Source organism: Paenibacillus sp. FSL R5-0473 (assembly GCF_038004565.1).
GTDB lineage: Bacteria > Bacillota > Bacilli > Paenibacillales > Paenibacillaceae > Paenibacillus > Paenibacillus amylolyticus.
The window spans coordinates 5,778,806-5,794,143 of record NZ_JBBORL010000001.1 but is presented as its reverse complement, the minus strand read 5'-3'; the positions used below and the strand labels follow the sequence as shown (position 1 = coordinate 5,794,143).

The following is a 15,338-nucleotide window of genomic DNA, read 5'->3' as shown; positions in this document are numbered from 1 at the left end:
TGGTACATGGAGACTTTTTTTATTGTGTACCCGGAGTTGAAGAAAACGAAATGCCTGACCCATCCAAGGCACACTAGCCTGCTCTGACATCACAGTGGGTGTAACCTAGAGTTTCAGCCGCTACGTAATACTCCCTCGTGCGTACTGCCTGGGCCGGGCTACTGCGTTTCGCCACGAAGCCTCAATCAAGTTCGGCTGACGGCTGACAGAGCTGGCTCACTCCCCGCCCTCCTGCATTAGCTTCAGGGCATCAATCTCACCACCACGCACCTTGCTCTTTGCTGTGGTAGTCTTGCGGGCGCGCAACGGGATCGTAGCACGTTTGACGAGTGTCTTGATTTCACTAGGGGATAACCCCGGATGTTTGGAGAGCAGCAAGGCGATAGCGCCACTCACATGGGACGTCGCCATGGATGTGCCGCTCATCTCGTGATGCTTGCCTTGTACCCAGGAAGAGACGATTTTATCACCGGGTGCATAGACATCCACATATGCGCCACGATTGCTGAAGGACGCAATACGTCTGTTTTTGTCGGTTGCCCCAACAGATATGGTCTGGGGATACCGTGCAGGGTAATCAATACTGCGGCGTTTGCCGTCATTTCCTGACGAAGCAACAATAACGATTCCAGCATGGTATGCACGATTGACAACGTCAAGAAGCGCCTTGCTGCGTGTTTTCATGCCAAAGCTCATATTGATGATATCGACCTTGTTGCGCACACACCAGTCGATGCCAAGTACAATATCGGATACATAAGCCGATCCGTTGTGGTCAAATGCTTTCACCGGATAGATCAGGGAGCGTGGAGCTACACCAATCATGCCTGCGGTACTGTTGGCAGCAGCGATAGTCCCTGCTATGTGGGTGCCGTGTCCGTTATCATCATGAGGAAGCAGGCTGCGGTTTAACAGATTGATTCCGCGTGCCAGGGAATAACGAAGATCAGGATGGTGATAATCAGCACCTGTATCAATCACACCGATTTTAATCCGGTGTCCGGTAGACACAGACCATACTTTGGGCGCCCGAATCTGCTTCACTCCCCAGGGTATGCCTTGAGCATTGCTTGGTTTGCTGTGGAGTGCGTTGGCATGAAGGGAGATGGGAACGTCTTCTTCAATCGTAATTTCATCCCCATAGCGGTATAGGTCCTCCGGGCGTTGGACTGGAGCGATAATGGAACGAGCTAGTCGCGAGGAACGGACAGCCCCAAGGTCGGTGAATTCATTCCGCATTCGGGACAATTCTACGAGACAGGCCTCGTACTGCTGCGGTTTGGCAAATCGGATCAAATATCGCCCTCCCTGTTCTGGTTCAGGGCGTCGCATTCCGTCAATCAATTGATGCAATAAACCAGTATAGTCCATAATGGGCAGCCCCCTTCGGGATGAACATGCTGAGGTATTCTATGAATGCGCTCATCCCGCCGCATGGGGAACTTGCCCTTTTTTTACAAAAACACATTCTCTTCGTGTCAAAACGGGCGCAGGGACATATGATGGATGGAGAGCTAGAGGGCTCTTGCGGGGAACCTGGTGAGGAGTAATCCTCCAAGGGTATACAGTCAGAAGGCGGAGGGGACTCCGTCTTTTTTATTATGGAGTTGTCTCTTTGGCAAAGAGGATATTCCTGTGGGTTTGATGTCACTTCACGTTTAATATGTGGACATATTGTTGCTGCTCTCCGCATTTGCGTCACATCCGTACATAAAAACTTGCTTTTTAACGCTAAATAGGTTTTACTTAGGTTTGTTAATGGATATGTTATACGTAACAGTCCAGTTCGTAGGGGTTAAAAAGTGAATTTTGTGTGAGAGGAAGTGTCTGCAGTGAGTACCTCGCTCAATTTGAAAATTGATAAAGAAAAGGTAAAAGAGATCCCTTTGGTGGACCTTGCCTTTATGGTGCTGAAAGCGGCTAATACGCCGTATTACTATCGTGACTTAATGAATGAGGTAGCGAAGCAGCGCGGAATGACTGATGAAGAAATCAACGAGTTTATCGCCCAGCTATATACCGAGATTAATATCGATGGCCGTTTTGCTTGCGTCGGTACAAGTCTGTGGGGCTTAAAGCGCTGGTATCCGGTAGCTGGAACAGAAGATTCCATGACGGGTGCGAAGCGTCCGCGTATCATCAACGATGAAGACGATGATCTGGAAGATGAAGACTTCGGTGAAGAAGAAGACAGCTATAGCAGCGATGAAGGCTTCGACAGCACGGATAAAGAGGAAGAAGAAGACGAAGAAGAGGAAGAAGAAGACGACATCTTTGACGAAGAAGACAGCGAAGAAGAAGTGCTGGTTGAAGATGACGATCTGGAAGATGAAGACCTCGAAGAAGACGAAGAAGAGTCCGAAAACGAGGATGAATTTGACGACGATTCTGATAATCGGTAGTCATTTTTGACGTCTATAATTTACCCGTTTCCCCGGAATAGTCAGCCTTGACAGCAGACGGGGTAACGGGTAAACTATTGCATGGGCTTATGAATGAGCGACAATATATTTATGTTTTTTATAGAAGGTGCCCCGTCCTGCGGGAGTACTTTTTTTTGTATTTTTAGAGGCATAATTTTGCAAAAATGATTTTTTTCCGTATGCTCCCGGCCAACATTTCGTGGCCCGTTTTTGTATATCAAAAACACCAAATGGAATGAAGGCCATCGGAATATTTGCACCATTTTTTGCTGTAGAACAACGTGTATTTAAACCGTCTTCGCAGAAAGAGCAGTTCGCAGATGCAGGGAATTTCTGCCATTGCTCTTTTTAACGATGATTACCTGGGAAACAGGTTACGATAACACCATATATCGCCTGAATTTCTGTACTTATATTAGGAGGGTAATAACAGTGACAAAGTATATTTTCGTGACGGGCGGAGTTGTGTCCTCCCTGGGCAAAGGGATTACGGCTGCTTCTCTGGGCAGATTGCTGAAAAACAGAGGGCTTAAGGTAACGATCCAGAAATTTGATCCATATATTAACATCGACCCGGGAACAATGAGTCCTTATCAGCACGGCGAGGTTTTTGTAACGGATGATGGCGCGGAAACGGATCTGGACCTTGGCCACTATGAACGTTTTATTGATATCAATCTCTCCAAAAACAGCAACGTCACGACTGGTAAAGTATACTCTTCCGTCATCAGCAAAGAGCGGCGCGGGGAATATCTGGGCGGAACGGTACAAGTTATTCCACACATTACGAACGAGATCAAAGAGCGTGTATTCCGCGCTGGACGTGAAGCGGGTTCGGATGTGGTTATTACGGAAATTGGTGGAACAGTGGGCGACATTGAGAGTTTGCCTTTCCTGGAAGCTATCCGTCAGATCAAGAGTGATGTAGGTCGCGACAATGTGATGTACATCCACGTAACACTTATTCCTTATATCAAAGCAGCTGGTGAAGTGAAAACAAAACCAACGCAACATAGTGTTAAGGAATTACGCAGCATCGGTATTCAACCGAATGTGATTGTATGCCGTACGGAGTATGAATTGTCTAAAGACATGAAAGCCAAGATCGCTCTCTTCTGCGACATTGATGAGAATGCCGTGGTTGAATGTCGTGATGCAGACACGTTGTATCAAGTACCTTTGAACCTGCGTGAAGAAGGCTTGGATGAGATCGTGGTAAATCACCTGAAACTGACTACTCCTGCACCGGATATGAGCGAGTGGGAAGGGCTGGTTGACCGGATCAACAAGTTGGAGCATACAGTTGAGATCGCTATTGTTGGTAAATATGTAGCGTTGCATGATGCATACCTGAGTGTTGTTGAGTCGTTGTCTCATGCAGGATTTGCATCCAATGCTGATGTGAAAATCCGCTGGGTTCCTTCTGAAGATATTACGGATGAGAATGTAGGCGACCTGTTACATGGTATTGGGGGTATCCTTGTTCCTGGTGGATTCGGAGATCGTGGTATTGAAGGTAAAGTATCGGCAATCCGTTATGCTCGTGAGAAACAAATTCCGTTCTTCGGTATTTGCCTGGGTATGCAGGTTTCCGTTATTGAGTATGCACGTTCCATTGTTGGTTTGAATGGTGCGAACAGTTCCGAGATTAATCCGGCTACGGAATTCCCTGTGATCGACCTGTTGCCTGAGCAAAAAGATATTGAGAATCTGGGTGGCACGATGCGTCTGGGTCTGTATCCTTGTAAGCTTCAGGAAGGTTCTTTGGCGATGGCTTGTTATGATGACGAGCTGGTGTATGAGAGACACCGTCACCGGTATGAGTTCAACAATGAATACCGTGAAACGATCGAAAAAGCAGGACTGGTTATCTCGGGTACATCCCCGGATGGACGTCTGGTTGAGATCGTGGAACTTCCAGGACACCCATGGTTCCTGGCGGTACAATTCCATCCGGAATTCACTTCCCGTCCGAACCGTCCGCAACCTTTGTTCCGTGATTTTGTAAAAGCTTCTCTGGTGAATGCGCAGAAGTAATAAATTTTTTTGTGTTAACGTAATAGATATTAGGGATGTTCCTGGCAACCATAGCGGCTGCCTGAACATCCCTTTTTTTGCGTAAAGAGCAGGTGGGAATGCTTTTTTGTCATTTTGTGAAGGTAGCAGGATTTTAATGGAAGAGGTAGAATACTTATCATGACGACTATGGGATAGTTATCCAGATTCGAAGGTGTGCATGCTTTCCTAATTCTAGGAGGTTACAGAGTGGAAGATAAAAAAGTTTTGATTGTTGATGACCAGAATGGTATTCGAATCCTGTTAATGGAAGTGTTCAGCAGTGAGGGGTATAACACGTTTCAAGCACCCAACGGCAAGGTTGCTCTGGAGATTGTGAATAATGACAAGCCTGACCTGGTATTGCTCGATATGAAGATTCCTGGGATGGACGGTCTGGAAATCCTGAAGCATATTAAAGAAATTGATCCGGGTATCAAGGTGATCATGATGACCGCTTATGGTGAACTGGACATGATTAAGGAAGCCACGGATCTCGGAGCGCTCATGCACTTTACGAAACCGTTTGATATCGACGAGATGCGAGTGGCTGTGAATATGCAACTTCGCAACGGTACCGCCAATAAATGCAGCTGAATCCTGTTGATACAGGATTTTTTTGCGTGTGGAGAACATAGAAGGTACTTGGTGGGAAAATGAGGTATTTCACTCCTTCATCCGGGGAATATTGGAAATGGGGAAGTTATAAAGCGGTGTCTATGAAAACTGTGCTGCAAAGCACAGCATTTTTGCAAATGCTTGTTTAGTATTTGACATGGGATGTGGTATAATAAGCCCGTATGTGATTTCGGCTAAAAACCATAGACACAACCCAAACCCCTAGGAGGATTGAAACCATGCCATTAGTATCTATGACAGACATGTTGAACAAAGCACTTGAAGGAAAATATGCAGTTGGTCAATACAACATCAATAACCTTGAGTGGACTCAAGCGATTCTTGGTGCTGCTGAAGAAGAGAAATCCCCAGTAATCTTGGGTGTATCCGAAGGCGCAGCACGTCACATTGGTGGCTTCTACACTGTAGTTAAAATGGTAGAAGGACTTATCCACGACATGAAAATCACTGTTCCAGTTGCAATTCACCTGGACCACGGTTCAAGCTTCGACAAGTGTAAAGAAGCGATCGACGCTGGATTCACATCCGTAATGATCGACGGTTCCCACCACTCTATCGATGAGAACATCGAAATGACTAAAAAAGTTGTTGAATATGCACACGCTAAAGGCGTTTCTGTAGAAGCTGAAGTAGGTACTGTAGGCGGACAAGAAGACGACGTTATTGGCGGTATCATGTACGCTGACCTGAACGAGTGTATCCGTATCGTTAAAGAAACAGGTATCGATACATTGGCACCAGCTCTTGGTTCCGTACACGGTCCTTACCATGGCGAGCCTAACCTGGGCTTCAAAGAAATGGAAGAAGTTCGTGACGCGGTACAAGTTCCACTCGTATTGCACGGTGGTACAGGTATTCCTAAACACGACATCGACAAAGCCATTTCCCTGGGTACGTCCAAAATCAACGTAAACACAGAGAACCAAATTGCTTTTGCAAGAGTGGTTCGTGAAGTGCTTGCAGCTAAACCAGACGCTTACGATCCACGTACATTCATCGTACCAGGCCGTGAAGCAATTAAAGAAACCGTTAAAGGTAAAATCCGCGAGTTTGGTTCTAACAACAAAGCGTAATTTATCTTTACCAGTTCCATACTGTGAAATGGAAAAACACCGCCTAGCCGGTGTCTTTCCATTTTCACACCTTATTTCTACATCGGAAGCCAACAGCACGTATTGCCGTTCATCGGCTGCAAAACACGTAGGGGGACATTAAGCTTTATGGAAAAATTGATGATTAGTGGCGGACGTCCGTTACAGGGAACTGTAACTATAAGCGGCGCCAAGAACAGCGCCATTGCGCTTATTCCTGCAGCATTGCTTGCCGAGTCAGAAGTCGTGTTGGACAATCTGCCGCTTTTGAGTGACGTGGCGGTTTATGCAGAAATTTTGGAGGAACTCGGAGCACACGTGACTTGGGAAGGCAGTCAGATGAAGATTGACCCTTCTGACATCAAATCCATTCCTATGCCGAATGGTCCCGTGAAGAAGCTTCGTGCTTCGTATTATATGATGGGTGCATTGCTAGGGCGTTTCAAAGAAGCGACCATAGGTTTACCAGGGGGCTGTAATTTTGAGCCTCGTCCAATTGATCAACATATCAAAGGGTTTGAAGCGCTTGGCGCAACCGTAACAAACGAACATGGCTCCATCCATTTGCATGCCAAAGAGCTGCGGGGAGCAAAAATCTATCTTGATGTAAGCAGTGTCGGCGCAACCATTAATATCATGCTGGCGGCTACTCGTGCCAAAGGCTCTACAATTATCGAAAACGCGGCTAAAGAGCCTGAGATTATAGATGTAGCAACACTTCTGAATTCCATGGGTGCCAGCATCAAGGGTGCAGGTACCGAAACGATCCGTATTGAAGGGGTCTCGGAGCTTAAAGGCTGCCGTCATTCCATCATTCCGGACCGTATCCAAGCAGGTACGTATATGATCGCTGCAGCGGCGACGCGCGGAGATGTTCTGATTGACAATGTGATTCCCAAACATCTGGAAGCTTTAACGGCAAAGCTGCTAGAAATGGGTGTTGGCATTGAGGAATTGGATGAAAGTATACGTGTCATTGGTAAACCAAGCTATAACCATGTGGACGTGAAGGCACTTGTATATCCTGGTTTCCCAACGGATCTACAGTCACCAATGACCAGTGTTTTGACACAGGCAACCGGTGTGAGCGTCCTGAGCGACTTTGTATACAGTAATCGATTCAAGCATGTGCCTGAGTTAGTGCGGATGGGTGCAAAGATTCGAGTAGAAGGACGGTCAGCGATTATTGAAGGCAGTGCATTAAACGCGGCCAAAGTAAAAGCATCCGATCTTCGCGCTGGAGCAGCGCTGGTGATTGCAGGTCTCACCGTCAGTGAAGGTGTGACTGAAGTAACGGGGGTCGAATATATCGACCGCGGTTATGATCATCTGGTGACTAATCTGCGCCTGCTCGGTGCAGATGTATGGCGGGAAACTGATTAATAGGAAGCATTATGCATGATTCAGTCCTACACATGTTTATTTTAACTGAACTGCATATCTTTTTGATGATTAGGTAAACCTGTTTTAATAGAGTTCTCAGTCTCTCCGGCATAAGACGAAATGTTTCTGTTTCCTTTACCGGAGGGTCTTTTTTTGAAATAAACTTCATATGGCTGTAAGAACATCATTTCTCATCCCCAACCCCCGGTTTTGTTTGAACTGCGCTCCATAGCCGGTCTATCCGGATTGATCGCCTCAATGCATCGTTCACTCAATAGCGGATCTTGCCGAATGTTGGCCATCCCACCCGGAAACTTACACTCAAAGACAAGTATTTGCATTATAACGGTTACATTCCGTACAATGGACAGAAGGGATTGTGGCAGACGCCACTCTCTATAGCCGGAACATCTAGCGAAACTATCCATTTCACACGGACTTATTAATTGAATAGGTGGTTATTATATGGATCTACAAATTTCCGATTTGGAAGAAATGAAACTAACGGACCTCTACAAACTGGCCAAAAAATATCAGATACCTTACTATGGTACGTTAAAAAAGAAAGAATTAATCTTTGCTATACTACGTGCACAAGCTGAACAGAGTGGCCTGATGTTCATGCAAGGCGTACTCGAGATTTTACCTGAAGGTTACGGATTCTTAAGACCTATCAACTACTTGCCAAGTACGGAAGACATCTACATCTCAGCTTCTCAGATTCGCAAGTTTGACCTAAGAACAGGTGACCTCGTATCTGGTAAGTGTAGAACGCCTAAGGAAAACGAGAGATACTTCGGTTTGTTGCAAGTCAACGCTGTAAATGGTGAGAATCCATCGGCGGCTGCAGAGCGACTTCACTTCCCGGCACTAACCCCACTGTATCCGCAGAAAAAACTGGTTCTCGAAACATCCCCCAACCATTTGTCCACACGCATTATGGATGTGCTCGCCCCGGTAGGATTGGGACAGCGCGGATTGATCGTAGCACCTCCCAAAGCGGGTAAAACGCTTCTCCTCAAAGAAATTGCCAACAGCATCTCAACTAACAATCCTGAAATTGAACTGTTTGTCCTGTTGATTGATGAACGTCCAGAGGAAGTAACGGATATGTCGCGTTCGGTAAAAGGGGAAGTTGTGGCTTCGACATTTGATGAACTGCCTGAGAATCATATCAAGGTGGCGGAATTGGTGCTTGAGCGTGCGCTTCGTCTGGTTGAGGCCAAAAAGGATGTCGTTATCCTGCTGGATAGCATTACACGTCTTGCCCGTGCATATAACCTGGTTATTCCCCCATCCGGTCGTACGCTTAGTGGTGGTATTGACCCAGCTGCATTCCATCGTCCGAAACGTTTCTTTGGTTCTGCTCGGAATGTGGAAGAAGGCGGAAGCCTGACTATCTTGGCAACGGCATTAATTGATACTGGTTCACGTATGGATGACGTCATTTATGAAGAGTTTAAGGGTACAGGTAACATGGAGCTCCATCTGGACCGTCGTCTGGCAGAACGCCGCATATTCCCGGCGATCGACATTCGTCGTTCGGGTACACGTCGTGAAGAAGTGTTGCTTAGCAAGGAAGAGTTGGATACAATCTGGGCAATTCGTAAAAACATGAATGATTCCCATGACTTTGTTGAAGGATTCCTGAAAAAACTTCGTAACAGCAAGACAAATGCAGAGTTTTTGGCGGCATTTGATTCGGCTGGTAACAGCCCGACAAGCAATTCGGGTACAACAACAACTCGTCGCTCACCTAGACAGACAGCAACGTCAGGTACATCGACGTAAGTGTCGTTCGACTAATCACTTTCTTTTTGCAGCATTGCTGTGAATGTTACAATACACTCGTCGTTAGGTTTAACCCATTAGATGTGAGGAGAACATCATGTATTTAGTATACGCAGATGAAAAAGGTAATGTATTTGATCATCCTTCCCTGTACGGGCTTGCCCGCAGTGGAGATATGATCGTGGAGATTATGGAGGATGAGTTGATTCCTCTGCCAGAAGGTGCAACGTTGGTTGGACTCCCGAGTACCCGGCCCATTGGTATGGACCCGGACACCGGTGAGATGCTGCCGATGCCATCAGACACACAGGCTGTAGGTGCATTGCTTCCACAGGGATTCACTCGTTTGTGTCTCCCTGGTTATGTGAAGACGGATAAAGAGTATAAATTGCCGTTATTCGGCTATTCCGCAGTAGTCTGGAAAGATGGCGGTTTCTATGTCACCGCTTCGAAGTCGGATAGTCCTGAAAAATGGAATCCACTCAACTGTGATCGTGACGATGTGCGTTCCGGGGTCAAACGATTGACGGAGCAATACCCCGAGAACCGTCTTTACACCCATCTATCCAACTGTGCGCTTGGATATGAATGTCTAACTTCATCAAACACGTTCCTGAATCGTTGGGAAGGTGGAGTGCCGGTATCCTATTCTTGCAATGCGGGCTGTTTCGGGTGTATCTCCGAGCAACCGGATGATAGCGGCTTTGTTTCCCCGCAGACACGTATGAACTTCCGACCACGTGTGGATGAGATTGTGGAGGTTATGCTGGAACACCTGAAGACGCCGGAGTCCATCATTAGTTTTGGACAAGGTTGTGAAGGGGAGCCTTCCACGCAGGCCAAGCTGATTATTGAAGCGATTCGCGAAGTGCGTTCCGTAACGGACATGGGGTATATCAACATTAATACCAATGCCGGTCTGAATGATCACATTAGAGGTATTGTAGATGCTGGATTGGATCTGATGCGCGTAAGTACAATTAGTGCACTGGATGACCATTATAACGCTTACTATAAACCACGTGGTTATACCTTAGCCAATGTTGAGAAGTCGATGAAATACGCAGCGCAGCAGGGTGTATACACGTCCATTAACTATCTGATCTTCCCAGGCGTAACAGATCGTGAAGAAGAGATTGAGGCGATGATTGAGTTTGCAAGAAGAACCGATCTACGCTTGATTCAGATGCGTAATCTCAATATTGATCCAGAGAGCTATCTGGAATTAATTCCTCCTGCTCAAGGTGATATCTTGGGCATGAAGCAGATGATTGAGATCTTTGAAGACGAGTTGCCTGGTGTTGTGATTGGATCGTATACTCATGTTCCACCCGCTGGAATGGCACGTCCAAAACGGTTGATTACCTCTTAACAATAATGGATTGCAACAGGCGCAAGGTCGTGTTATAATCTCAGGGTTGTGCCATTTACTCTGGGTCCGCTTGAGGCTCAGGGCGGAAAGAGGTGAAAGGTAATGAAAGAAGCAATTCATCCTAATTACACGATTGGTCAAGTATCTTGCGCTTGCGGGAATACTTTTGAGACAGGTTCGGTTAAAGACGGACTTCGTGTAGAGATTTGCTCCGCGTGCCACCCGTTCTTCACAGGTAAACAGAAGTTTATCGATGCTGGCGGCCGTGTTGATCGTTTCAAAAAGAAATACGGAATCTAATTGGACAATTCTTGGAGTTGTCTGCTAATTGCATCCAACACACCCCTGCTGATCTGGCAGGGGTTTTTATATGTTATATGTTAAGCATAATCGCATTCACGTTCCTCTGGTTGCAATTTGGATAACCTTACGTTATACTATTTCTTACCGTGCTAGATGGGGAGGTAGCGGTGCCCTGTAACTCGCAATCCGCTATAGCGAGGTTGAATTCCTGCTAGAGGTTTTGCCGATGTGAGGTTTGGTCCCTAAACGTGGTGTTGACGGTTGGGTCCTCCGCAATGAGTACTCATGAACCTGGTCAGGTCCGGAAGGAAGCAGCCATAAGTGAGATCACTCTTGTGCCGGAGGGTTGCCTAGCCCGAGCTATTGTTCAGGGGTGCCACTTGGATCGCAAATATCGATAGCAGGTGCACGGCTTACCTTTTAAATGTAGAGACCTTTGCAGTTGTATGTATGCAGAGGTCTTTTTGATATGTCTTAATAAACCACGCATGAATGAGTCAGATAAAGTTTGGATTCACCCTGGAATATAGTATAATAGGGGAACGACAAAGGACTCGAATGCGAAGTGGAAGGAAGGTAACGCATCATGGAGCATATCGCGTTATACCGGGCTTGGCGTCCCCAGTCGTTTCAAGATATGGTGGGGCAACAGCATATTATTCAGACCTTGCAGAACGCGATTCGTGAACAGCGGACTTCCCATGCCTACTTATTTAGCGGGCCCAGAGGAACGGGAAAGACAAGTGCCGCCAAGATTTTGGCCAAAGCTGTGAACTGCGAACGTGGGCCTGCGCCTGAACCTTGTAACGAGTGTGAAGCTTGCCGCAGAATTACGACTGGCGCTGTGATGGATGTGCAAGAGATTGATGCTGCATCCAATCGGGGCGTTGAGGAAATACGTGATCTTCGGGAAAAGGTTAAATATGCGCCAACCGAAGTCCGGCAGAAAGTCTATATTATTGATGAAGTGCACATGCTGACAACGGAGGCATTCAATGCTTTGCTCAAAACATTGGAAGAGCCACCACCACATGTGATGTTTATTTTGGCAACAACGGAACCGCACCGCCTTCCGGCTACCATTATATCGCGCTGTCAGCGATTTGATTTTCGTCGGGTGTCCCTGGAAGAGCAGACAGCGAGACTTACACTGATCTGTGAACAGGAAGGCATGGAAGCTGACCAGGATGCGCTCCAATACATTGCCCGTTTATCGGACGGTGGAATGAGGGATGCACTTAGTGTGCTGGATCAGATCTCTTCATTTACGGATGGACGAGTAACGTACCAGCAGGTTATGGACATGACGGGTGGAATTGCTTCAGAGCAATTTGCCAAACTGGCTGCTTCGCTGCTCAAAGGTGATGTTGGTCATATTTTGCAGATGATTGAAGGTTTCATGCATGAAGGAAAGAGTGCAGACAAGTGCATGGAGAATTTACTGTATTATTTCCGTGATTTGCTTATGATTAAGATGGTACCTGATGCAGATAAACTGACGGACCGGGTACTTAATCCGGAGTCTTTCCGTGATATGGCGGAGTCATTCACCAAGGAACAACTGTTCCACATGATTGACACCCTTAATCGGTACCAGAGTGAAATGAAATATGCAGTACAACCACAGACATTATTTGAAGTTGCATTGCTTAAACTGTGTAGTATTCCAGCTCAAGGTGAGGCTTCTGTTCAGGTGGGAGCTTCAGCTCATGCAGCACCTGCTGATGGGGGAGAGATCAACCGCTTGAAGCAGCAGCTTGCTGAGTTGGAGAAGAAGTTGGATCGTGCACTGAAAAGTGGTTTGTCTGGTGGAGAAGGTTCATCGAGTGCTCCATCTCGCCCGGCAACAAGAGCGCCGGTATCGAGAGGCAATTCACCTGCGAAGCTTCCTGCACAGTTGGATCAGTATGTTGCGCGCAAGGGAGCCCCTGAGTTCGCAGAGATCAGCAAAAAATGGAGTCAGATCCTGCAACGAGTGAAGGAAGAGCGGGTTACCGTTCACGCCTGGTTTGTGGATGGTGAGCCGGTATCATTGCTTGAAGACAATGTGTTGGTTGCTTTTAAAAACAATATTCACCGTGAAACGACGGAGAAGCAGGCTAACCGCGAAGTCATTGAGCGGGTGTTGTCGGAACATCTTGGGCGTTCGGCACGATTGGTGACGATGATGCTCAAAGATTGGACCGGAGCAATGGAGGGAGCTTCTGAAGCGCCAAAGGAGGACTTTAAGCTTGAACCTGAGCATGAAGACGGCGGTTCAGGCAACAAACAGCCTTGGATTGATGAAGCCATCCAGCTCTTTGGTGAGGATCTTGTAGTGATCAAAGAATAATGCGCATAGCGCGATAACCATAACAAAGGAGATGAACAATTATGAACAACATGAACCAAATGATGAAACAAGTGAAGAAAATGCAGGAGCAAATGCTGAAAGCACAAGAGGAACTGGCGGACAAAACAGTCCAAGGTACTTCTGGTGGCGGTGTAGTGACGGCTGAAGTTAACGGACACAAGAAATTGCTTGCTATCACGATCAAACCTGAAGCGGTAGATCCGGAAGATGTTGAAATGTTGCAGGATCTCGTTATGACAGCTGTTAATGATGCTATGGCCAAAGCCGATGAGATTGCCAACAAGGATATGGGCAAGTTCACAGGCGGCATGAATATTCCGGGATTATTTTAATTAAAAAATTGATCCTGTCAAAGGAGACACAATCGATTGTATTATCCCGAACCAATAGCCAAGCTGATTGATGCCTTCACCCGGTTGCCGGGTGTGGGTCCCAAGACGGCAGCGCGTTTAGCTTTTCATGTGCTTAACATGAAGGAAGATGACGTTATCGATTTTGCCAAAGCGCTCGTTAGTGTGAAGCGTAATCTTCATTACTGTTCTGTATGTTGTAATATTACTGATACGGACCCATGTCGCATCTGTCAGGATAAGTCCAGGGATGTATCTGTTATCTGTGTAGTTCAGGATTCGAAAGATCTGGTGGCCATGGAGCGCACCAAGGAATTCGATGGGTACTATCATGTGTTACAGGGCGCGATTTCACCTATGGAGGGAATTGGCCCAGACGATATTCGTTTGAAGGAACTCCTGGTTCGATTAAGTGATGAACGTATAAAAGAGATCATCTTGGCAACGAACCCCAACATTGAGGGTGAGGCTACAGCGATGTATATCTCCCGGTTGGTGCGTCCGTTTGAGATCAGTGTGACTCGTATTGCGCATGGATTGCCTGTAGGTGGCGATCTTGAGTATGCGGATGAAGTGACCCTTTCCAAAGCGTTGGAAGGTCGCAGGGAGATGCGTTAGTGTGATCGATTTGTATTACGTAGCGGACTTCCTTGGAAACTTCGGATGCTAAATAAGTTTCGATATGCAAAGAGAGCCTTAGGGCTCTCTTTTTTTTATGGAAAAAATGAATGCCCGAGTTCTAAGTTTGTCCTTTCCCTGATAAGTATGAGAATATGCTGTGCTGATCAGGAGGGGGAGAGATTATGTTTTTGTGGCGAAACACACGGAACTCGGTAGAGAAACACAACAGAATGTTGAAGGAACTTGAGGCGGATCAGATCTATGCAGATATTCAGATGGCTAAGCAGGAATGGGAACGGGCTATGAGACAGTTTGAAGATGCACAGGGACAGGATGAGATTGATTATGCTATTTATGTATTGGAGGCAGCTGAGCGGAAGTACCAGATCCACTTGAGAAGAGCAAAGCGAGCCAGAGCTAATGATGATGTTACATCACAGCGAGGGGTTAGTATGTAGAGTCACGTTTACATTAAACACGGAGGTGAAACATATGAAGAGTATTATACTGGGAAGTGTATTGGTTATATCGTTACTGGGGCTTATCGTTATTTTATTCAGAAAGCGGATAGGGTTATCGTTTTTCACGTCATTTGGAATTCATCTGGTGCTGGCTGCAGTAGGGATATATATCGTGAATTATTCCGGCTGGATTACAGGAACCTACATCCCGCTGAACCCTGCAACGATAGGGACTGTAACTGTTTTGGGATTGCCAGGTGTGGGGCTATTATTAGGGCTGAAAATTTCTTTGTTCGGATAGTTGACTCGCAGGATATTTATATGGTACATTATATCTCGTTGCTTTGCTTGCTTGGTTAGATGCTTTAGATGAAATCAAGGAGTTCATTACGAACTTCGAAAAATAATTTCAAAAAAACACTTGACCAAAACAAACGAAGTATGATATATTATAAAAGTCGCCGCTGAGAGAAAATGGTGACGAAAAAACGAGTTT

14 protein-coding genes and 1 other RNA gene are annotated in these 15,338 nt (G+C 46.4%); 14 read left to right on the top strand and 1 reads right to left on the bottom strand.

The features are described from left to right. Positions 1–216 precede the first annotated feature (216 nt). Positions 217–1,371, bottom strand: coding sequence for a S8 family peptidase (locus MKY28_RS25525; protein WP_036667694.1), 1,155 nt, complete (start codon positions 1,369–1,371; stop codon positions 217–219). A gap of 461 nt (positions 1,372–1,832) precedes the next feature. On the opposite strand from MKY28_RS25525, the gene rpoE reads away from it, so the two are divergent. The 14 genes from rpoE to MKY28_RS25455 all read left to right on the top strand — a co-directional run bounded on the left by rpoE (position 1,833) and on the right by MKY28_RS25455 (position 15,143). Then, the gene (rpoE, locus tag MKY28_RS25520; protein ID WP_036607268.1) at positions 1,833–2,402 is read left to right on the top strand and encodes a DNA-directed RNA polymerase subunit delta; all 570 of its coding nucleotides are present in this window, start codon (positions 1,833–1,835) and stop codon (positions 2,400–2,402) included. Positions 2,403–2,855: 453 nt separating this feature from the next. Next, positions 2,856–4,460, top strand: a complete 1,605-nt coding sequence (locus MKY28_RS25515; RefSeq protein ID WP_036607266.1) for a CTP synthase — start codon at positions 2,856–2,858, stop codon at positions 4,458–4,460. Positions 4,461–4,688: 228 nt separating this feature from the next. Then, positions 4,689–5,075, top strand: a complete 387-nt coding sequence (locus MKY28_RS25510) for a response regulator (RefSeq protein WP_017691292.1) — start codon at positions 4,689–4,691, stop codon at positions 5,073–5,075. 260 nt (positions 5,076–5,335) lie between these two features. Beyond that, positions 5,336–6,190, top strand: coding sequence for a class II fructose-1,6-bisphosphate aldolase (fba, locus tag MKY28_RS25505; protein WP_036607263.1), 855 nt, complete (start codon positions 5,336–5,338; stop codon positions 6,188–6,190). Positions 6,191–6,337: 147 nt separating this feature from the next. Further along, positions 6,338–7,591, top strand: coding sequence for a UDP-N-acetylglucosamine 1-carboxyvinyltransferase (locus MKY28_RS25500; protein WP_036607261.1), 1,254 nt, complete (start codon positions 6,338–6,340; stop codon positions 7,589–7,591). 465 nt (positions 7,592–8,056) lie between these two features. After that, positions 8,057–9,382 (top strand): transcription termination factor Rho, encoded by a 1,326-nt coding sequence (rho, locus tag MKY28_RS25495; RefSeq protein WP_036607258.1) that lies wholly within the window; start codon positions 8,057–8,059, stop codon positions 9,380–9,382. A gap of 97 nt (positions 9,383–9,479) precedes the next feature. Beyond that, entirely contained in the window at positions 9,480–10,754 is a 1,275-nt protein-coding gene (locus MKY28_RS25490; RefSeq protein WP_036607256.1) for a radical SAM protein, read from the top strand. 102 nt (positions 10,755–10,856) lie between these two features. Then, complete coding sequence (rpmE, locus tag MKY28_RS25485; protein WP_036607255.1) at positions 10,857–11,054, top strand: 50S ribosomal protein L31; 198 nt, start codon at positions 10,857–10,859, stop codon at positions 11,052–11,054. 147 nt (positions 11,055–11,201) lie between these two features. Further along, positions 11,202–11,469, top strand: an RNA gene (gene ffs / locus MKY28_RS25480) — signal recognition particle sRNA large type. Positions 11,470–11,643: 174 nt separating this feature from the next. Beyond that, entirely contained in the window at positions 11,644–13,389 is a 1,746-nt protein-coding gene (gene dnaX, locus MKY28_RS25475) for a DNA polymerase III subunit gamma/tau (protein ID WP_036607251.1), read from the top strand. 41 nt (positions 13,390–13,430) lie between these two features. Beyond that, the gene (locus tag MKY28_RS25470; RefSeq protein WP_036607248.1) at positions 13,431–13,742 is read left to right on the top strand and encodes a YbaB/EbfC family nucleoid-associated protein; all 312 of its coding nucleotides are present in this window, start codon (positions 13,431–13,433) and stop codon (positions 13,740–13,742) included. A 36-nt stretch (positions 13,743–13,778) separates the two neighbouring features. After that, positions 13,779–14,378 (top strand): recombination mediator RecR, encoded by a 600-nt coding sequence (recR, locus tag MKY28_RS25465; RefSeq protein ID WP_036607246.1) that lies wholly within the window; start codon positions 13,779–13,781, stop codon positions 14,376–14,378. A gap of 233 nt (positions 14,379–14,611) precedes the next feature. After that, positions 14,612–14,839, top strand: a complete 228-nt coding sequence (locus MKY28_RS25460) for a DUF2508 family protein (RefSeq protein ID WP_051447031.1) — start codon at positions 14,612–14,614, stop codon at positions 14,837–14,839. A 34-nt stretch (positions 14,840–14,873) separates the two neighbouring features. Next, positions 14,874–15,143 carry a pro-sigmaK processing inhibitor BofA family protein gene (locus MKY28_RS25455; RefSeq protein WP_036607241.1) on the top strand — a complete coding sequence of 90 codons (270 nt, stop codon included), beginning with the start codon at positions 14,874–14,876 and terminating at the stop codon, positions 15,141–15,143. Positions 15,144–15,338 lie beyond the last annotated feature (195 nt).